Source organism: Actinomycetes bacterium, assembly GCA_036000965.1.
Taxonomy (GTDB): Bacteria; Actinomycetota; CALGFH01; order CALGFH01; family CALGFH01; genus DASYUT01.
The window spans coordinates 1-19,562 of sequence record DASYUT010000042.1 but is presented as its reverse complement, the minus strand read 5'-3'; the positions used below and the strand labels follow the sequence as shown (position 1 = coordinate 19,562).

The following is a 19,562-nucleotide window of genomic DNA, read 5'->3' as shown; positions in this document are numbered from 1 at the left end:
CTCGTCGGTGTCGATCCTGAACGGCTCCATGCCCAGCCGGGTGGTGCGACGCCCGGTCTGCGCCAGGATCGCGTCCGCGTAGCTGTTGCCCTCGGAGAACAGGCCCCGCTGCTCCAAGCCGACGCCGATGAGGATCAAGGTGACGGGGAACTCGTTGGCGATGTGCTTGAAATGGTTGCTGACCTCGACCCCGTTGGTGTGCCGCCATTTCAGGAAGTGCAGGTCGTCGACGATCAGCAGCCGCACCTCACACGACAGCACGCAGTCGAGGACTCGGTCGCCGAACTGGGTGGTCGTGCCCTTGAAACGGCCGGGGTGGCCGAAGAACTCCAGCAGCGCCCGGTTGAAGTCCTTCATGCCGGTGTTGCCGGTCAACCCGACCCGGCAGACCGGCCACCGCTCATGCCCATGGTCGGTGTAGGCGCCCTCCGCGGCGAGCTCCCGGCGGTGATACTTCTTGGCGAACGCCAGCACCGAGGTGGTCTTGCCTAACCCGGGGAACGCGTCGATGGCGACCGCGCCCTTGGCCTTGTCGCCGTCTTGGAGGTTGCTGTCGACGATGTCCCACAGATCCTCGTGCAGTGCCGCCAACTGGGGGGTCTTGATCGGCCCGAGGTTGGCATGCCAGATGCGCCGTGCCTTGTCGTAGTCGGCTCGCGCATCCTCACCGAGCGCGCGGAGCTGGACAGGTGACAGTTGCTCAGGCTTGATCCGCCGCGCGGCCTCGACGAACTGCTTCCAGCCTTCCTTGCGCGACGGTGTCAGGTTGTCGAGCTTGGGCAAACGCGCATCGTTCGGAGCCTCGCTCGGCGTGGCGCCGGGAGCGACCCAATCAGCGGGATGTGCCGCGTTCACCCGCCTGCTCGCGGGCTTGCTCGCGCGCCCGCTCACTCCACGTCCTCCAGCGCATCGGCGTAGAAGTCGTCCTCGGCGAGATCCCCGTCGGCAGGGTCGAGCTCATCTACGTCGTCGTCGTCGCCTGGTTTCGGCGGCTCCGGCTCGGGCTCGGGTTTCCGTGCCCTGCCGGGTGTCGTGCCGGCGTTCTGGGATGCACCGGGTTCGCTAGTCGCGGCCGCGGGCAGCTCCAGGACCTTGCGGACCGATGGCAGCGAGGACACCTCGTCTGGGGACGGGAGATCGATAGCGGCCTGGTCACGGGAGATGCGCAGTGCCATGCGCCGTTCCGCCATGCTCATCCCCAAGCCGAGGTTCCACCGCTCCAGCAGGTCGGCCACCGCAAGCTTGTCGTCGGGATAGGTGTATTTCGCCGCGGCCATCCGGCGGGCGAACTGCAGCGCTTCATCGCTGAACGGCATGTCGACCGCTGGGGCGTGCTCCCAGATCAGGGCATGCCAACGACGGCTAGCCGGGTCGCGGAAGTAGACGCGGTTGATGTCATCGGGATCCACCTGGATTGGCCATCGGCCCTTCGCCTTCCCGGTGTAGGGGCTGGTGGTCTCGCGGTAGGGGTCCAGCGCCGGGCCGTTGTAGCGGCGCCGACGGATCTCGATGCCGTAGTGGTGGATCTGCCGCCATTTCGTCTGCAGGAACTCAAACCCTAGGTCGGGGTCGCGGGGAACCTCGACATAGCCGGCCCGTCCCAGGCCATGCTCGAACATCGCCGCCGGCGACAACAGCAGGCCCGGCAGGTGCGGATCGACCAGGCCCTTGTGGGGGGTGTGGTGGTAGATCCCTGCGATCCACTCCCGGATGATCGCCTCCAGCTCGTTAAGGAAGAAGAACGCCTGCCCTTCAGGGTCGAGGCCCCGTGAGTGCACGTCCGGTCCCTTGTAGCCGGGCAGCGCCTGCAACAGGTCCTCGCGCAGGGTCCGGAAGAACCGCTCGAGCGGGCCCTTGTCGCGGCCGGTCCGCAGCCGTGCCGGCTGGACAGAGATACCCATCCGCTGGCACACGCTGGTCAGATGCTCAGAGACGTAGATCATGCCGTGGTCGACCACCACCGTCTCAGGCGCCAGCGCCGGGCCGGCAACCCACCCTGCCGAGGCGGCGGCCTCGGCCATGGGGCCCTCGATGGCGTTGATGTCCAGCAGGACGGCGCGTGGGATGCCGTGATCGGGCCAGACGGCATGCTGCGGCCCGTTCGCGCCCGCCGGCCGTGGCCGGTAGGTCTGGTAGAGCACCGAGCTGGCATCCACCGACTTGGTCGACACCGGCGTGAGCCGCACCCCGGTGATGCAGCGGGTATACCAGTCCATCGCCGCGGTCAGCTCGGCCTGCACCCAGCGAAGCGTGAGCGGGTCCAGCGCGAACACATCCAGCCGGGTCGTGTCCAGCAGGAGATACTCGCCCGGGCGGGTCGGCCGCAGCTTCCCGTAGACCGTGCCGGGCCGAGCGGCGATGTCGCGGTTCCGCTTGGTGGAGAGCCGGAAGGTCGGCTGGCGTTCCTCCAGCTCCTCCAGCCACCGGTAGGCCGTCGCCCGGCTCGGCAGCGGCACCGCGCCGGACCCGTGCCGGGCGGCCAGGCGTGCGGCGGTCCGACGGATCACGATGCTGAGGCTGGGCTTGGATTCGTCGGTGTGCTCGGCCATGATCTCCAACGCGGTTTCCACCCACCGCGAATCCGCCCGGCCTAGTCCGCCCATGCCGACTACACCCGGCCCATGCGGCCCGTCCCCGCGGACCAGCCCGGCCTCCCCGTCTTCCCGGAACCGTTGCACCCACCGCTCGATCGTGCGCTGCCCAACGCCCAGCTCCGCCGCCTTGGCCGCATACCGCGCCATCAACGACGTACCAGGCCCATACTCGGACCGCGGCTCGCTCGGTGCGGCCATCTCTGCGCTGCCCGACCGGTAGCCGGTGAGGAGTTCCCGCACGTGCGTGGCCCGCTCCAGCACCTCGTGACGCTCCGCCTCGCTCAGCTGTGCGAGGACCGTCGCAGCCACCTCACCGGCATCGTCGGACGCCGGGCCCGGCTTGGCAGGCACCACCCGTGCACGCTCGGCGGTCAGCAGCTCCCGCAGCGACAGGCGCAGCGGCCGTCCCCGCCCGTCCCGGGCCAGGACCTCGCACCCGGCGGCGCTGCCGAACAGCTGCTCGACCGTGACGACCTCGCCGTCGTAGACCAGCCGAGCCCCGACCCCTAGCCGTACTGCACCGCTCACGACGCCTCGGTCCTCCAGAGCCGATGGGACGCACGCAACGGCGTGCGCAGGTCCGTGGTGAAGAACTGCTCCCACAGCAGGTGCAGCACCGCCGACCGCACCAGAACCTCTGGGCGGTGCGGGAAGCTCCGGATGGCCTCGCCAAACGCAACGCCGTCCAAGTCGACGCCGCGGATTTCATCCAGCAGCCCCGCGTCGAACAGCCGCGCCCGGCGGTAGCCTGCCAGGAACCGCAGGTTCGCCAACTCCGGCTCAGGCGGTTCGGACCACACCTCGAACCCCCAGCCATGGGTCTCCACCACCTGCTTGGCCCAGCCCAGGCTGAACGCGACCTTCGGCTTGTCCACCAGCCGGTGCGGCTTGACCTCCACCACCAGTGGAACATCCCCTTCTCGTAGGAGAAGGAAGTCGGGGATATGCGAGCGTGTCGCGCCATCCACATGGGCCTGGAGCAGGAACGGCTGGGCGAACACCGACCGTACTGACCGGTCGAAATCGGCGTAGATCAGCCGCGCGAGCTCCAGCCGGGACTCGTAGATCACATGTCCCCGGGTGGTGGCGCACCAGTACGACCCCGAGTAATGCCGCTGGCCGTCGTACCACCGGAACGTCCGCCATGGAGCCGTGGACCGAAACATCTCCGCCGGACTCGCTGGCCAAGTCCGGTACTCGTCGGTGCCGCCACTCTCTCGGCGAACACCCACCACAACCGACTCGACCGCGAACTCGCCTGCCATGCCGGTCCTTGGCCTCATCGCTCAACAACTCCTGCATCAGGACCTGTCGGTCTACACCACGGGATCCGAATCTCGCGCCGACAGGAGAGCTTCAGCAGATGGCCGAAGTAGCCGAACGATCATGAGGCTTCTCGTGTTCGATGACGAATTCGCCAGACGCTCGCCATCACGAGTGAGAATCCGTCATCAGAAATGAGACCCTACACAAGTCACAGGCTGCGGGCCGCCATCGGGGCGAAGCGCGAGTACTGGCCCTGGAAGGTCACCGTGACCGTGTCGGTAGGTCCGTTGCGGTGCTTGGCCAGGATGAAGTCGGCCTCACCCTTCCGGGTCGACTCCTGGTCGTACAGCTCGTCCCGGTAGATGAAGAGGACAACATCCGCATCCTGCTCCAAAGCTCCGCTTTCTCTCAAATCAGACAACATGGGCCTTCGGTCTGACCGTGCCTCGGTCTGGCGGGAGAGCTGGGAGACGGCGATAACAGGGACCTCGAGCTCCTTGGCGAGGAGCTTCAGCGACCGGGAGATCTCGCTGACCTCCTGCTGGCGGTTCTCGACCCGCTTGGCCGGCTGCATGAGCTGCAGGTAGTCGACGATCACCAGGCCGAGGCCGTGGCGCTGCTTGAGCCGCCGGCACTTGGCTCGGATCTCCATCATGGTGATCGCGGCCGAGTCGTCGATGAACAGGGGGGCGTCGGCCAGCTTGCCCAGGGAGCGGGTCAGGCGGGTCCAGTCGGACTCTTCCATGCGGCCGGTGCGCAGGCGCTGCATGTCGACCGTGCACTCGGCGCACATCAGGCGCTGCACCAGCTCGGTCTTGCTCATCTCGAGCGAGAACACCACCGTGGGCACCTGGGCCCTGACGGCCGCGTGCCTGGCGACGTCGAGCCCTAATGTGGACTTCCCGACAGCTGGCCGTGCCGCGACGATTATCAGGTTCGAGTTCTGCAGGCCCGAGGTGAGGCGGTCGAGGTCGGGGAAGCCGGTGGGGACGCCGGTGATCTCGCGGCGGTCGTCGTGGAGGCGCTCGATCGCCTCCAGAGTGCCGGTCAGCACCTCGCGCAGGCTCTGGTAGTCCTCGCTGACCCGGCCCTGGGCGACCTGGTAGACGAGCGACTCGGCGATGTCGACGGCGCGCTCGGTGTCCTGGGGGGTCTCGAAGCCGAGCTGCACGATGCGGGTGCCCACGTCGATGAGGCGGCGGAGGACGCCAGCCTCCTTGACGATCCGGGCATAGTAGGCGGCGTTGGCGGCCGTTGGCACCCCGGACACGAGCGTGAACAGGAAGGGGGCGCCGCCGATGTCCTGGAGGACGCCGTCGCGGCGCAGGAACTCGGCTACGGTGACCGCGTCGACCGCCTGGCCGTGGGAGTAGAGGCTGAGGATCGACTGGAACACGGTCCGGTGCGCCGGCCGGTAGAAGTCGTCCTCGTGGAGCATCTCGAGGACCTCGGCGATGGCGTTCTTGGACAGCAGCATCGACCCGAGGACCGACTCCTCCGCCTCGATGTTGTGCGGGGGGACCCGCTCATAGGCCTGGCCGTCGGGCCGCGAGGCGCCGCCTTCAGCAACCGGGGGGCGGATGGCCATCGCAGCGCTCCTTCGCGGCGCCGCTCGAGGCGGCGTGCCTTCACCGCGCCGCCCGGCGGGCGGTGTGTGACCTTGCGACCTGCGGTCCTAGCCGGGGACGACCTCAAGGTGCACGGTCGCCTCGACCTCCGGGTGGAGCCGGACGGTGAGCTGGTGGCTGCCCACCTGCTTGATCGGCGCTTCGAGGTGAATGCGGCGGCGGTCGATCTCGGTGCCGCCGGTCCTGGTCACCGCTTCGACGATCTGCGGCGTGGTGATCGAGCCGAACAGACGGCCCTCGGAGCCCGCCTTGGCGGGGATGACCACCCGGAGCGACTCCAGGTGGGCCGCGATCGTGCGCGCCTGCTCGAGGTCGGCGACCTCGCGGGCGACCCGGCGGGCCCTGATGCCCTCGGCCTGGCGCACCGCGCCGGGCGTGGCCAGGCGGGCCAGGTTCCGGGGCAGCAGGTAGTTCCGGCCGTAGCCGTCGGTGACGTCGACGATGTCCCCGGGGGCGCCGACCCCACGGACCTCCTGGGTAAGGATGACCTTCACGTCTTCCTCTCAATCATGTCCGCCGGAGGCGGACCAGTGCACTGACACTGCTGGGTCCGCCTGGCGGCGGACGATCCTGGGACTGCTCGGGGTCCGCCTGGCGGCGGACGATCAATAGATTCCGCCCCGGCAAACTCGCCGGGCGGTCAGCGGACGGAGTAGGGGAGCAGCGCCATCTCCCGGGCGTTCTTGATCGCCGACGCAACGTCGCGCTGGTGCTGCGAGCAGTTCCCGGAGACTCGCCGGGCGCGGATCTTGCCCCGGTCGCTCATGAACTTGCGCAGCAGGTTGACGTCCTTGTAGTCGATGAAGTCCTGCTTGTCGGCACAGAACTGGCAGAACTTCCGCTTTGGCTTGCGCTGGAACGTGCTCTTTGGCATCTAGGCTTGGCCTCCTGGCCGGACCACGTGCGGGCGGCCCGGCCACATATCTCTCACTGTCGGATCAGAACGGCGGCTCGTCGTTGAACTGCCCGCCCCGGGAGTTGCCGGCGGAGCTGCCCGCCCAGTCGCCCCCGCCGCTGCCGCCGCTGCCGCCGCTGCCGGCGCGCGAGGAGCGCTCGACCTTGGCGGTGGCGAACTTCAGGCTCGGGCCCACCTCGTCGGCCTCGATCTCGGTGACCGAGCGCTTCTCGCCCTCCGGGGTCTCCCAGGACCGGGTCCGGAGCCGGCCGACCACGATGCACCGGCTGCCCTTCTGGAGGGTCTCGGCGATGTTCTCGGCCTGCTGGCGCCAGACGTTGACGCGGAAGAACGACGTCTCGCCGTCCTTCCACTGGTCGCCATCGCGCACCCGGGGAGTCACGGCCAGGCGGAAGTTGGCCACTGCCGCCCCGTTGGGGGTGAAGCGCAGCTCCGGGTCGTCGGTCAGGTTGCCGACGAGCATGACTTGGTTGTCGACTGCCACCAGTACACCTCACTCGCATCCCGCGCCGGCTGCCGCCGGGCACGGCCAGTAGGAACCAGGCCCGTCAGGGCCGCGGGGAAGGAGACGTCACGGCTGGTCTAGGCGGCCTGCGGGCGCATGACCTTGTGCCGGATTACGTTGTCGGCCAGACCGAGCACTCGAGAGAGCTCGTCGACCGTCTCGGGTGTGGCCTCGAGGTCCACCACCGAATAATAGCCCTCGTTCATGTGCCGGATCTCATAGGCGAACCGACGCTTGCCCCAGTGGTCGATGCCGGTGATCTTGCCGTCCCGGCTCGTGACCGTCGTGAGGTACTTGTCGACCGCAGCCTTGGCGTCTCTGTCTTCCAGGCTGGGATCGAGAATGAGCATGACTTCGTAGTGACGCATGTCACCTCCTCTGGACTGAAGCGGCCCCCAGGCGGGAGCAGGAGTGTGGAGCCGACCGAGGGTAGCAGCGTGCCGCTCCACCGGGCAACGGCCTGGCGGCCCGGAGGGCGGTGATCGAACGTGCGTTCCCAGCCATGTGCACAGTCTGCCATCACCCCATGACAGTCTGCCCGCAGCTGTCCACAGCCCCCGGGCAGGGCGCCGCAGGCTCAACCGGCGCCGCGCACTCAACCAGGCGCCGCAGGCTCAACCAGGCGCGGCGGGCTCCCGGTCCTGGCTCTGGTGGAAGGCTCGGACGGTGAGCACGCCGGACGCCAGCAGGAGGAGGTTGCGGGCGGCGAGCAGGCAGATGTCGAACGCCTCCAGGTGGCGGAGCTGGGTGTAGCGGAACGGGAAGATCACCTGGCTGATCACGACGGCCGCCACCAGCACCCAGAGGGCGCGACGGCCCGTCGTCCGGTCGGCCAGGCCGGCCATGGGTGCGCCCAGCCAGACCAGGTACTGGGGGGAGAGCACACGGGTCGGCAACACGAACGCGAACACGCCGACGGCGAACGCACCCGCCCAGTCGGCCGGGCGGAGCCCGCCCGAGCGCCGCGACCGGCGCCATACCAGCCAGGCCGCACCGAGCAGGGCGACCGCCGTGGCCGCAGTCGACACGACCTTGGCCACCCCGGAGACGCTGGACTGGAGGTCGTAGGCGCCGAACCCGGGAACCGTGCGCGCGGGCAGCCAGCCGGCCAGGTGGGCCAAGCCGATCGCGGTCGCCCAGAGGCTCTCGATCTGCACCCCGCGCTCCACGTGGTAGAGCACCGCTCCGAGGGTGCCCTTGACCGACAGGGCGAGGGCGGGCACCACGGTGAGCGCGAACCCGGCCAGGAAGGCGGGGACCGTGCGGCGCAGCGACCGCCACCAGCCCCCCGCCGGCACCAGGCCGAGGATGAGCAGGGGCAGGAGTACGCCCGGATAGAGCTTGGCCGCGGCGCCGTAGCCGAGCGCGGCCGCGGCCGGCCCGGCCCGGCCCTCCGCGGCCAGGGTGGCGGCCAGCAGGACGCAGACCGCGGGCAGGAGGTCGAAGCGGAGCACGAGCAGCGGCCCGATGGCAGCCATGATCCCGACGTAGGCGAGGGGGATCCGCCGACGGCCGGCGTCCAGGAGCCGGGCCAGCCGGACCGCCGCCCACAGGCCGACCGCGTCCACGACCAGCATCTCGAGGACGAACGCGAGCCGGTAACCGGCACCGGTCCCGACCACCAGGCCGGGGACGATCGTGAAGGGCACGCTGCCAGGCGGGTATTCGATGGCCACGTCCCGGTAGGGAAGCTCCCCCTGGAACATGCGCTCGGCCTTGGCCCCGTAGAGGCGGACGTCGCCGAACAGGGCCGCCGAGTACAGCCTGGGGTTGAGCGAGACCACCAGCAGCACGACCCGGGTGGCCGCCCACAGCCCCACGATCACGAGCTGCGCCTGCCGCGACGGCAGGCGCGGCGCACGGGTGACCAGGTGTGCGGCCCGCACGGCGGTGGCGGCCCGCAGGGCTAGCCCCAATGCGAAACCACCCCGGCTAGCCGCCGACCGTGGAGGGAGGCGGTCGCTGGCGCCCGGCCAGGTTGGCGTTCTGGTTCGGGACGGTGGTGGTGTCCGGGACCGGCGAACTCGACGACGGCGGCAGGCTGGAGACCGGCAGGGTCGTGGTGGACCGCCGCTTGGACGGGTTCGTCCGGGGCGGGACCGTGGACGGCGGGAGCGTGGTGGGGGGCAGTGTGGCAGTCGTTGAGCTGTTCAGCGTCGTGGTCGAGTTCAGCACCTCGCCGTCGAAGACCGGCGGGGTGAAGTCCAGCGGCGGGGTGCCCTTGAGCGCGATGGTCATGAAGTCGTGCCACATGATGGCCGGGAACGAGCCGCCCGACACGTTGCGCACGCCGTGTACGTTCTCGAGCTTCTGCTTCTGGTCGTTGTACCCCATCCAGACCGACGCGACGAGGTTCGGAGTGTAGCCGACGAAGCGCGCGTCGGTGAAGTCGTTGGTGGTCCCGGTCTTCCCGGCCGCCGGCCGCCGGATGTCGGCCTTGGCTCCGCTGCCGTCCTTGATGACGCCCCGCAGGGCGTAGTTGATGGTGTCGGCCACGTTCTCGCTGACCACCCGCCGCGGCTTCACCCGGTGCTTCTGTGCGGGCCGCCCGTCCACGCCGGGTATGGTGATGCGCCTGCCCGCCAGGTCGGTGATCTCCTCGACCACATAGGGCTGGGCGTAGACGCCCCGGTTGGCCCAGGTGCCGTAGGCCGCGGCAAGCTGCAGCGTGCTCACCTCGCTGGCACCGAGGGCGAGCGAGGGCAGCCTGTCCAGGCTGGGCCGTTTCTCGCTCGAGGAGAGGGTGGCGTCCACGCCGGTCTGCATCGCGAGCTTGGCGACCTCGGCTGGTCCCGCCTTCTGGATGAGCTGCATGTACACGGTGTTGATCGAGTCCCTGGTGGCCTGGAGGAGGTCGACCCAGCCGAACGCCTGGTCGCCGAAGTTGTGGACGGGCTGGCCCTCCACGACGATCTTGGCCGGCCCCTTGAACGCCGACTTGACCGAGAAGCCCTTGTTCAACCACTGCTCCAGCACGAAGGGCTTCATGGTCGAGCCGGCCTGGCGCATGGAGTCGGTGGCCAGGTTGTACTTCTGCACGCGGTAGTCGCTGCCACCGTACATCGCCCGCACCGCACCGGTCTGCGGATCGAGGGCGACCAGGGCGACCAGGGGGTCGCCCTTCCTGCCCAGCACGGTCCTGACGACCTTGTTGGCGGCCGTCTGCATCCTCGGATCGAGCGTGGTCACCACCCGGAACCCGCCCAGGTTGACCCGCTCGGCGCCGAGCTTGTCCACGAGGTTCTGGCGCACCTTCTCGAGGAAGTAGGGGGCTGGCGAGCTCGCAATGCCCCCGCCGCGTCGCGTCGCCTCCTTGGCGGTGCCGAGCTGAGCGGCCGTGGCCTTCGCGGCCTGCTGCTGGGTCAGAGACCCCTGTTCGGCCATGCTCCGCAGCACCACGTTGCGCCTGGCCAGGGCGGACTGCCTGTTGCGGTCCTTGGAGTAGAACTCAGGGCTGCGGATGGCGCCGGCCAGGAACGCGGCCTGGGCCGGGGTCAGGTTCTTGGCCGTCCAGGCCGGCTTGCAGTTCATGTTCTGGTTGTTGCACTTGAAATAGGGGAAGTAGGTGCGGGCGGCCGCGTCGACCCCGTAGGCGCCCCGGCCGAAGTAGATGGTGTTCAGGTAGAACTCGAGGATCTGGTCCTTGGAGTACTTCTCCTCGAGCTTGGTGGCGATGATCACCTCGCGCAGCTTGCGGAAGATCGTGCGTTTGCGGTCGAGGTAGGCGTTCTTCACGTACTGCTGGGTGATGGTGGAACCGCCCTGAGCGACCCGCCTGCGGGTGACGTTGGCCCATGCGGCCCGGAGCAGGCCCCGGTAGGAGATCGCCCCGTGCTGGTAGTAGTGGCGGTCCTCGGCGGCGATGACGGCCACGCGCATGGCCGGCGAGATCTCCTTGAGGGGGACCTCGCGCCGGTTCTGCTCCGGGGTCATCGTGGTCAGCTCGTGGCCGTAGCGGTCCTGGACGATGATGGCCTGGGCGGTCGGGACCTTGTCGGGCAGCGGCACCTTGGCGAACGCGTAGACCAAGCCGATCACGCCGCCGACGCCCACAGCCATGACAGGCACGGCCAGCCACAGGCTCCAGCGCAGCGCGCGGCGGAGACGGGAGCGCGGCGCGGGTTGTGCCAGCCTGGCCACACGGGGGGTCATCGTCGTGCGTGCTGCCATGGCGGACGACTCTACCGCACTCCTGGGGATCGGGTTCTGCGGCTGGTGTGTGTGGCGAGCACAGTCCTCGTTCGATGTGGGGGGAGCTCGCTCTGGCGGCGACCACCGCCCTTGGTCGGCGCGCCGCGGCGTGCCTGCCCGGCGGTCCTTGTTCGATGTGGAGGGAGCTCGCTCCCCCCACGGCCCCCCAAGAGCGCCGGTGCCAACGTGCTGGGGGAGCCCGACCCTTTGACCAGCTCAGCCGACGTGCCGGCGGCCGAGGAGGTAGCGCTGGGCCAGATGGTTCCAGTAGCAGGCGGTGCAGACCTCCACGACGTAGCAGGCGAACTCCTCCACCGAGCGGTGGAGCGCGGCCAGGCCGTCGCGCGGCCAGACCCGGCCGGAGTCCTGGCGCAGCGCGTCGCCGAACACGTAGGTCACGTGGACGAGCGAGGACTCGGCGCACACCGGGCAGGGCATCAGGGTCGACTCGCCGACGTTGCGGGCAGCGCGGAGCAGCTCGGGGTGGGCGTCGCACACTTCGGTGCGCGACAGGCGCCCACCGCGCAGCTCGGTGAGCTTCGCCCTCTTGGCGAGCGTGTAGTCGACGAGGCGCATGGTGACGAGGGAGGAACGGTGCCGGCCGGGTGCCGGCGCTCGCCCCAGTCTACCCACGGCCACGGATCTTCACGGATCGGCCACGGGTCGTACACGTGCGGGTGCCCGGGTTGACACTCCGGCGCGCCCGACCTATCGTGTCGATACATCGGATCGATACATCAGCCCGATCGTATACATCGGCCCGATCGTTCGGGTCGACCGACAGCAACAACGGGGGGACGTTCTCGTGCTCGAGCTCGCCGTGCTTGGACTGCTCAAGGAGGCGCCGATGTCCGGCTACGAGCTGAAGAAGCAGCTCGGGGTCAAGCTCGGCGCCTTCTGGCGCGTCAGCTTCGGTTCGCTCTATCCGTGCCTGAAGCGGTTGGCGGCCGATGGGGCCCTCGAAGTCGAGGAGTCGCTGTTCACCTCGCGCAAGAAGCACGTGTACCGGCTGACCGACCACGGCGACCTGCTCTTCCACCAGCTGCTCGAGTCGGCCGACATGCACGACCTCGAGCAGGACCGCTTCTCGCTGCGGCTGGCCTTCTTCCGCTACCTGCGCCCCGAGACCCGCCTGTACCAGCTCGAGCGGCGCCGCGGCTACCTGCAGGAGCGCCTGGCCGACCTGCGGGCGTCGCTCCGCGCGGCGCGCGGCCGCATGGACGCGTACACGCTCGAGCTGATGGACCACGGGCTCGATGAGCGCGAGCGGGAGATCGCCTGGCTCGACCGGTTGATCGCGGCCGAGCGGGACTCCACCCAGCACCGCGAGCCTCGCGGCAGCGCCGCCGCCCGCCCCGCACCCACGAAGGGCCGCCCGGCCGGTCACGGCCCCAGCACGGCCGGACCTCCCGCCAAGGTCCCCACCACGCGCGACCCCAGCCTGCCGGAACGGACCGGCTAGCCGCGCCAACAGGAGGGAGAGCACACACAGATGGGTATCGTACGCGTCGCGATCGTCGGCGTGGGCAACTGCGCCTCATCCCTGGTGCAGGGCGTGCAGTACTACAAGGACGCCCAGCCCGGCGACGACGTCCCCGGGCTGATGCACGTCGACCTCGGAGGTTACCACGTTCGCGACATCCAGTTCGTGGCCGCGTTCGACGTCGACGCCAAGAAGGTCGGCCGCGACCTGTCCGAGGCGGTCTTCGCCAGCGAGAACAACACCGTGGGGTTCGCCGACGTGCCGCCGCTCGGCGTGGAGGTGCAGCGCGGACCGACCTTCGACGGGCTCGGCCGGTACTACGCCGAGACGATCGAGGAGTCGGCCGCCGAGCCGGTGGACGTCGCCACCACCCTGGCCGCCACCGGCACCGACGTGCTGGTCTGCTACCTCCCGGTGGGCAGCGAGGAGGCCACCCGCTTCTACGCCAGCGAGGCGCTCAAGGCCGGGGTGGCGTTCGTGAACTGCCTGCCCGTGTTCATCGCGGGCACGCCCGAGTGGGCCGACCGGTTCACGGCGGCCGGCGTGCCGATCATCGGTGACGACATCAAGTCGCAGGTCGGCGCGACCATCGTCCACCGGGTCCTGACCCGCCTGATCGAGGACCGGGGGGTGCGGATCGACCGCACCTACCAGCTCAACTTCGGCGGGAACATGGACTTCATGAACATGCTGGAGCGCGACCGGCTGGAGTCCAAGAAGATCTCCAAGACCCAGGCGGTCACCTCCCAGGTGGACCGGGACCTCGGCAAGCGGAACGTGCACGTGGGACCGAGCGACTACGTGCCCTGGCTCGACGACCGCAAGTGGTGCTACATCCGGGTCGAGGGCCGCGCGTTCGGGGACGTGCCGCTGAACCTCGAGCTCAAGCTCGAGGTGTGGGACTCGCCGAACTCGGCCGGCGTGGTCATCGACGCGGTCCGGTGCGCCAAGCTGGCGCTGGACCGTGGCATCGGTGGCCCGCTGCTCGGCCCGGCGAGCTACTTCATGAAGTCGCCCCCGGTGCAGTACACCGACGACGTCGCCCGCCGCGCCGTCGAGGAGTTCATCGCCGGCCCGGTGGAGGACACGCTCCCTCCGGCCGGGTTCTCGCTGGACGCGACCGGCGCCTGACCACGAGCGCCTGACGACCGGCGCCGCCCTGGGCCTGAAGGCGCGCGGCCAGTCTCAGCACAGCGCGCCAGCCCGGCCCTGCGTGACATGCGCAAGGCCGGGCGGCGCCGTCGCGTTTGACCGTGGGACCCGTGGCGCACGCACACTGTCGGCGAGGGCCGGAACCTGGACCGACGGGAGTGGCACGTGGCAACCGGAGACTGGTGGAAGCACGGGGTCGTGTACCAGATCTACCCGCGCAGCTTCGCCGACGCCAACGGCGACGGCATCGGCGACCTGCCCGGCATCACGTCGAGGCTCGACCACCTGAACGACGGCACCCCGGACTCGCTCGGGGTCGACGCCATCTGGCTGTCGCCGTTCTACCCGTCCCCCATGGCCGACTTCGGCTACGACGTCTCCGACTACACCGGCGTCCACGCCGACTTCGGCACCCTGGACGACTTCGACCAGCTGGTCGCCGAGGCGCACGCCCGGGGTATCCGGGTGGTCGTCGACCTCGTCCCCAACCACACCTCCCACCAGCATCCGTGGTTCCTCGAGTCCCGCTCGAGCCGTGACAGCCCGAAGCGGGACTGGTACGTCTGGGCCGACTCCAAGCCTGACGGGTCGCCGCCCAACAACTGGACGAGCTCGTTCCCCCGGGCCGGCCGGGCGTGGACCTTCGACGAGGCGACCGGACAGTGGTACCTGCACTCGTTCTTGCCCGAGCAACCCGACCTGAACTGGTGGAACCCGGAGGTCCGGGCGGCCATGGACGACGTCATGCGCTCCTGGCTGGACCGGGGCGTGGACGGCTTCCGGGTCGACGTCGCCCACAAGATGGCCAGGGACCCCGAGCTGCACGACAACCCCCTGGTCGACCTGGGCGAGGGCGAGGACCAGCTCAGCGGCCCGGAGATGGCCAGGCGCCTGGCCGGGCAGCAGCGTTACGACCAGGACTGGCCCGAGGTCCACGAGATCCTGCGCCGGTTCCGGCGCACGCTCGAGGAGTACCACGACCGCATGGCGGTCGGCGAGGTCTACCTGCTGGAGCTCGCCACCCTGGCCGGCTACTACGGGCAGGGAGCCGACGAGCTGCACCTGGTGCACAACTTCGTGTTCGTGCACCAGCCCTGGAAGGCGGAGGCGTTCCGAGCCATCGTGGACGAGTTCTGGTCGCTCCTGCCCGAAGGGGCCTGGCCAGCCTGGTTCCTCGGCAACCACGACCACTCGAGGGTCGCCACCCGCTACGACGAGGGTGGCAACGGCCGGGCCCGGGCCCGGGTGGCGGCCATGATGGTGCTCACCCTGCGCGGCACCCCGTTCCTGTACCAGGGCGAGGAGCTGGGCATGGCCGACGGCGAGATCCCGCCCGACCGGGTGATCGACATCGACGGCCGCGACCCGGAGCGCACGCCGGTGCAGTGGGACGGCACCCCGTCGGCGGGCTTCACCACCGGCGACCCCTGGCTGCCCATCCCGGGGAGCGCCCGCCAGGTCAACGTGGCCGTTCAACGAGAAGACCCCCGGTCGATGCTCAGCCTGTACCGGCGCCTGCTCTGGTACCGGAAGGGCTCGGCCGCGCTGCGCCAGGGCGGCTACCGGTCGCTCACCGACACCCCCGGCGGCCTCTACGCCTATCTCCGCACCCAGGGCGACGAGCGGCTGCTGGTGGCCCTGAACTTCACCGGGCGGCCGCTGCGGTACGACGCCGGCGCGCTCGCGCCGGCCGGGCGGCTGGAGCTCTCCACCGACCCGGACCGGCCAGGCGGCGAGGAGGTCGGCCTCGGTCCACTCGAGGTCGGGCCCGACGAGGGCATGGTCGTCCGGCTACCCTGACCCGCCGGGCTACCGTGACCCGCCGGGCGACCCTGATCCGTCCGGCGACCCTGACCCTGACTCTGACCCGCCGGGCGACCCTGACCCGTCCGGCGACCCTGACCCGTGGGTCACGCCCTCGGATGCGGCCCAGGCGAGCAGGGCCGCGGTGGCCTCCTCCTCGGTCATGGGACCGTGGTCGAGGCGGAGCTCGAGCAGGTGGGCGAGGGCGCGCCCCACCACCGGGCCGGGCCGGACGCCGAGCACCTCCATGACCTGCCGCCCGTCCAGTGGCGGGCGGATCTTGGCCAGCTCCTCCTCGGCCTCCAGGCGGGCGATCCGCTCCTCGAGCTCGTCGGAGTAGGCGGCGAGCTGACGCGCCCTGAAGACGTTGCGGGTGGTGCAGTCGGAGCGGACCAGGAAGTTCAGCCGGTCGAGCAGCGGCCCGGCGTCGCGGACGTAGCGCCGCACGGCGGAGTCGGTCCAGCCCAGCCGGTAGGTGTGGAAGCGCAGGTGGAGCGCGACCAGCTCGCGCACGTCGTGGACGAAGTCGTGCGGGTAGCGCAGCTCGGTCAGGCGCTTCTCGGCCATCTTGGCCCCGACCACCTCGTGCAGGTGGAACGAGACCCCTTCGGGCCCGATCCGGCGGGTGCGGGGCTTGCCGATGTCGTGGAGCAGGGCGGCCATGCGCAGGGTGAGGTCGGGCGCCTTGGCGTCGAACGTGGCGGTGTTCTCGACCACCGCGATGGTGTGGCGCAGGACGTCCTTGTGCCGCTGGACCGGGTCCTGCTCCAGCGCGAGCGCGGGCAGCTCGGGCAGGAACTGGTCGGCCAGCCCGGTCTGCACGCACAGCCACAGGCCCTTGCCCGGGGCCGGCCCGAGCAGCAGCTTGGACAGCTCGTCGCGGATGCGCTCGCGGGAGACGACGGCCAGGCGCTCCCGGCGCTCGACGATGCCCGCGACCGTGTCCGGGGTGGGGACCAGCTCGAGCTGGGCCGCGAAGCGGGCCGCCCGCAGCATGCGCAGAGGGTCGTCGTCGAACGAGACCGCCGGCGAGGTCGGGGTGCGCAGGCGCCGGCCGGCCAGGTCGGCCAGACCCCCGTGGGGGTCGACGAACTGGCCGTCGGGCAGGCGCACGGCCATCGCGTTCACGGTGAAGTCGCGCCGGGCCAGGTCGTCGGTCACGGACCGGCCGAAGGTGACCTCCGGCTTGCGTGAGTCCTCCCGGTACACGTCGGAGCGGAAGGTGGTGATCTCCAGCCGGAAGTCGCCCTTGCGCACGCCGACGGTGCCGAAGCGCACCCCCTGCAGCCAGACGCCGTCGTCCCAGCCCTGGGCACGGACCACGGCGAGGATCTGGTCGGGGGAGGCGTCGGTGGTGAAGTCGACGTCGGTCGAGGGCCGGTCGAGCAGGGCGTCGCGGACCGTGCCGCCCACCAGGTAGAGCTGGTGACCGGCGCGGGCGAAGCGCTCGCCGAGCTCCCGGGCCACTGCCGCGAACGGCGAGGCCCGGAGCAAGGCGCTCAGCGCCTGCTGCTGGGCTGGGGACAGGGTGGTCATGCCGGCAGGATACCGAGAGGCGGGGCCTGGAGGCTCGCGGACTGCCGCTTGCCGCGCGTCTGGAGGCTCGCGGACTGCCGCGCGTCCGGAGGCCTGCGGACTGTCCGATCAGACGGGCAGGCCGGCCTGCTGCACGGATCAGACGGGCAGGCCGGCCTGCTGCACGGAGATGCGGAAGTCGTGCGGGCTGGAAGCCGCCTTGGTGGCGGCCTCGAGGGTCACCATGCCGTCGCGGTAGAGCGCGAGCAGGGCCTGGTCGAAGGTCTGCATGCCGTAGAACTCGCCGTCGGCGACGACCTCGGGCAGCAGGTGGGTGTGCTCGGGGTTGACGATGAAGTCGAACACCCGCCCGGTGGCGACCAGGACCTCGAGGGCCGCGACCCGCCCCCGACCGTCGGTCCGGGGCAACAGGCGCTGGGAGACGACGCAGCGCAGCGTCCCGGCCAGGCCGAGCCGGACCTGGCGCTGCTGGTGGGGAGGGAACAGCTCGAGGATCCGGTTGACGGTCTCGGTGGTGTCGGCGGTGTGCAGGGTGGAGATCACCAGGTGGCCGGTTTCGGCCGCCTGCAGCGCGGCCTTGGCCGTCTCCTCGTCACGCATCTCCCCGATGAAGATGACGTCCGGGTCCTGGCGGGCGACGTACTTCAGGGCGGTGGCGAAATCGGCCGTGTCGACCCCGACCTCGCGCTGGTCGACCACGGCCAGGTTGTCTCGGTGCAGGATCTCGATGGGGTCCTCGATGGTCACGATGTGGCAGCGCCGGACCGCGTTGATGTGGTCGATGATGGCCGCCGTGGTGGTGGTCTTGCCCGACCCGGTCGGCCCGGTGACCAGGATCAGGCCGCGCGGCTCCTCGGCCATGCGCGCGATGACCGGGGGCAGGCCGAGCGCCTCGAACCCCGGGCTGCCCGGCAGCACCCGCCGGCAGACGATCCCGACCGCGCCCCGCTGCCGGAAGGCGTTGACCCGGAAACGGCCCACCCCCGGGAAGGAGTGGGCGAAGTCGGCCTCGTTGGTGTCGGTGAAGCTGGCCGCCTGGCGGTCGTTCATCAGGTCGAGCGCGAACCGCTCGGTGTCAGCCTCGGCCAGCTCCGGGAACGGGGTGCCGAGCAGCTCGCCGTCGACCCGGATGTACGGGGTGGAACCGGCCTTCAGGTGCAGGTCCGAGCCGTGGCGCTCGACCAGGTGGCGGAGCAGGTCCTGGACGTTCACGCCGCCTCCCCTCGTCCCGTGCCGTCGCCTCAACCTCCTCATCGGGCGCTGGCCTGGCCGGGTTGACCAGCACGATCGAAAGCCAACCAATTCAAGTGGTTTAAGCAGATAGTGTCAGGGCAACCGGAAGGGCAGGAGGTGGACGGGATGGCGGATGCGAAGAAGATGAGCCGCGCCGAGGCGGGGCGCAAGGGCGGCCAGACCACGAAGAAGCGCTACGGCGAGGACTTCTTCGGCAAGATCGGGCGCATGGGCGGAAAGAAGGGTGGCGAGACCACCAAGCAGCGCTACGGCATCGAGTTCTACCAGAAGATCGGCAGGAAGGGCGGGTCGCGCTGAGCGACCCGCCCCCGAGCTCCCACATACCCTCCGACCAGCCGGGACGCCAGCGTCCCGGCTGACTCGTGCCCGCCGGTGCAGAGCTGGTCCGGGCACCCCGGTATACTCGGGCTGCTCGGCTGCTTCCTGCTCCATGCACTTGGAGAACCAGTGCGCTCCAGCATCGACGTTCACAACCACCTGCTCGCCGACGACATCCTCCACGAGCTCTCCGCCCTCCCGGGAACGCTGCGCGACCTGTCCGCGGCACCCGCTGCGCTCGGCCTCCCGTCCGCGGCGGTGGGCCGGCCGACGGTGCTCGCCGACGGCAAGGGCGTGGTCGTGGTGCTCGCCCCGGCTGGCGCCGAGGTCGACCTCGGCGGCGTGGCCGAGCTGCTCGGCCGCGAGGAGCTGGCCCCGGTCACCCCCGGCGCGGCCCCCGGCCTCACCGGCTACCTGCTGCCGTTCGTCCCGCCTGTCGCCCTCGAATGCGACAGCACGCTGGTGGTCGACGAGCGGCTGGCCGGGCAGGACGTGGTGTACACGGCCGCCGGAGAGCCTGGCGTCATCCTCAAGGTGCGGGGCGCGGACCTGGTGAAGGCGACCAGCGCCGCGGTCTTCAGCGTAGCCAAGGAGGTCGACGACCCCAATGGCTAGGCTCCAGGGGTGACCGTGGCACAGGCTCGGGGGGCCTGCAGCGGCGGGATCCCCCTGGCCATGGCACCGGCGCTCTTGGGGAGCCGTGGGGGAGCGTGTACCTGCCAGACCGCGGCTCCCCCGGGAAGCTGGCACAGGCGCTCTTGGGGGGCCGTGGGGGGAGCGAGCTCCCCCCACATCGAACCAGGACTACCGGGCAGGGCACGCCGCTGCGCGCAGACCAAGGCCGGCGATCACCGCCATCGCCGCCGAGCACTCAGGCTTGGCGCTCCGGGACGCTTCTGGGCGGCTCCTGCCGCGG

Annotated in this window: 18 protein-coding genes; 5 read left to right on the top strand and 13 right to left on the bottom strand. The window is 70.3% G+C overall.

The window, feature by feature from the left end; all coding sequences use genetic code 11:
- From VG276_02510 to VG276_02460, 11 genes are all read right to left on the bottom strand, one after another.
- Window positions 1-783, bottom strand: a 783-nt coding sequence (locus tag VG276_02510) for an ATP-binding protein (GenBank protein HEV8648282.1), incomplete at its 3' end; no start/stop codon positions are given.
- 104 nt (window positions 784-887) lie between these two features.
- Window positions 888-3,122, bottom strand: coding sequence for a helix-turn-helix domain-containing protein (locus tag VG276_02505; protein HEV8648281.1), 2,235 nt, complete (start codon window positions 3,120-3,122; stop codon window positions 888-890).
- Window positions 3,119-3,859, bottom strand: coding sequence for a TnsA-like heteromeric transposase endonuclease subunit (locus tag VG276_02500; GenBank protein ID HEV8648280.1), 741 nt, complete (start codon window positions 3,857-3,859; stop codon window positions 3,119-3,121). Before VG276_02500 ends, VG276_02505 begins: the two co-directional genes overlap by 4 nt.
- A gap of 209 nt (window positions 3,860-4,068) precedes the next feature.
- Entirely contained in the window at window positions 4,069-5,448 is a 1,380-nt protein-coding gene (gene dnaB, locus VG276_02495) for a replicative DNA helicase (protein ID HEV8648279.1), read from the bottom strand.
- An 87-nt stretch (window positions 5,449-5,535) separates the two neighbouring features.
- Complete coding sequence (rplI, locus tag VG276_02490) at window positions 5,536-5,982, bottom strand: 50S ribosomal protein L9 (GenBank protein HEV8648278.1); 447 nt, start codon at window positions 5,980-5,982, stop codon at window positions 5,536-5,538.
- A gap of 146 nt (window positions 5,983-6,128) precedes the next feature.
- The gene (rpsR, locus tag VG276_02485) at window positions 6,129-6,362 is read right to left on the bottom strand and encodes a 30S ribosomal protein S18 (GenBank protein HEV8648277.1); all 234 of its coding nucleotides are present in this window, start codon (window positions 6,360-6,362) and stop codon (window positions 6,129-6,131) included.
- 64 nt (window positions 6,363-6,426) lie between these two features.
- Window positions 6,427-6,888 (bottom strand): single-stranded DNA-binding protein, encoded by a 462-nt coding sequence (gene ssb, locus VG276_02480; protein ID HEV8648276.1) that lies wholly within the window; start codon window positions 6,886-6,888, stop codon window positions 6,427-6,429.
- A 98-nt stretch (window positions 6,889-6,986) separates the two neighbouring features.
- On the bottom strand, window positions 6,987-7,277 hold the full coding sequence (rpsF, locus tag VG276_02475) for a 30S ribosomal protein S6 (protein ID HEV8648275.1): 291 nt from the start codon (window positions 7,275-7,277) through the stop codon (window positions 6,987-6,989).
- A gap of 246 nt (window positions 7,278-7,523) precedes the next feature.
- Window positions 7,524-8,825 (bottom strand): glycosyltransferase 87 family protein, encoded by a 1,302-nt coding sequence (locus VG276_02470; GenBank protein HEV8648274.1) that lies wholly within the window; start codon window positions 8,823-8,825, stop codon window positions 7,524-7,526.
- A 16-nt stretch (window positions 8,826-8,841) separates the two neighbouring features.
- Window positions 8,842-11,079, bottom strand: coding sequence for a transglycosylase domain-containing protein (locus tag VG276_02465; protein ID HEV8648273.1), 2,238 nt, complete (start codon window positions 11,077-11,079; stop codon window positions 8,842-8,844).
- Between the two features lie 237 nt (window positions 11,080-11,316).
- Window positions 11,317-11,733, bottom strand: a complete 417-nt coding sequence (locus VG276_02460; GenBank protein HEV8648272.1) for a DUF5318 family protein — start codon at window positions 11,731-11,733, stop codon at window positions 11,317-11,319.
- A 172-nt stretch (window positions 11,734-11,905) separates the two neighbouring features.
- On the opposite strand from VG276_02460, the gene VG276_02455 reads away from it, so the two are divergent.
- The 3 genes from VG276_02455 (at window position 11,906) to VG276_02445 (ending at window position 15,535) form a co-directional block, all read left to right on the top strand.
- Window positions 11,906-12,562, top strand: coding sequence for a PadR family transcriptional regulator (locus tag VG276_02455; GenBank protein HEV8648271.1), 657 nt, complete (start codon window positions 11,906-11,908; stop codon window positions 12,560-12,562).
- Window positions 12,563-12,592: 30 nt separating this feature from the next.
- Window positions 12,593-13,714 (top strand): inositol-3-phosphate synthase, encoded by a 1,122-nt coding sequence (locus VG276_02450; GenBank protein HEV8648270.1) that lies wholly within the window; start codon window positions 12,593-12,595, stop codon window positions 13,712-13,714.
- Between the two features lie 186 nt (window positions 13,715-13,900).
- Entirely contained in the window at window positions 13,901-15,535 is a 1,635-nt protein-coding gene (locus tag VG276_02445) for an alpha-amylase family glycosyl hydrolase (GenBank protein HEV8648269.1), read from the top strand.
- A gap of 9 nt (window positions 15,536-15,544) precedes the next feature.
- On the opposite strand, the gene VG276_02440 is transcribed toward VG276_02445, so the two are convergent.
- Window positions 15,545-17,074, bottom strand: coding sequence for a CCA tRNA nucleotidyltransferase (locus VG276_02440; GenBank protein ID HEV8648268.1), 1,530 nt, complete (start codon window positions 17,072-17,074; stop codon window positions 15,545-15,547).
- Window positions 17,075-17,212: 138 nt separating this feature from the next.
- Window positions 17,213-18,286 (bottom strand): PilT/PilU family type 4a pilus ATPase, encoded by a 1,074-nt coding sequence (locus VG276_02435; protein HEV8648267.1) that lies wholly within the window; start codon window positions 18,284-18,286, stop codon window positions 17,213-17,215.
- 147 nt (window positions 18,287-18,433) lie between these two features.
- Between VG276_02435 and VG276_02430 the strand changes: the two genes are divergently transcribed.
- Window positions 18,434-18,625, top strand: a complete 192-nt coding sequence (locus VG276_02430) for a hypothetical protein (protein ID HEV8648266.1) — start codon at window positions 18,434-18,436, stop codon at window positions 18,623-18,625.
- 150 nt (window positions 18,626-18,775) lie between these two features.
- Window positions 18,776-19,261: a YbaK/EbsC family protein gene (locus VG276_02425; GenBank protein ID HEV8648265.1), complete on the top strand. Its 486-nt coding sequence runs from the start codon at window positions 18,776-18,778 to the stop codon at window positions 19,259-19,261.
- Window positions 19,262-19,562: the final 301 nt, after the last annotated feature.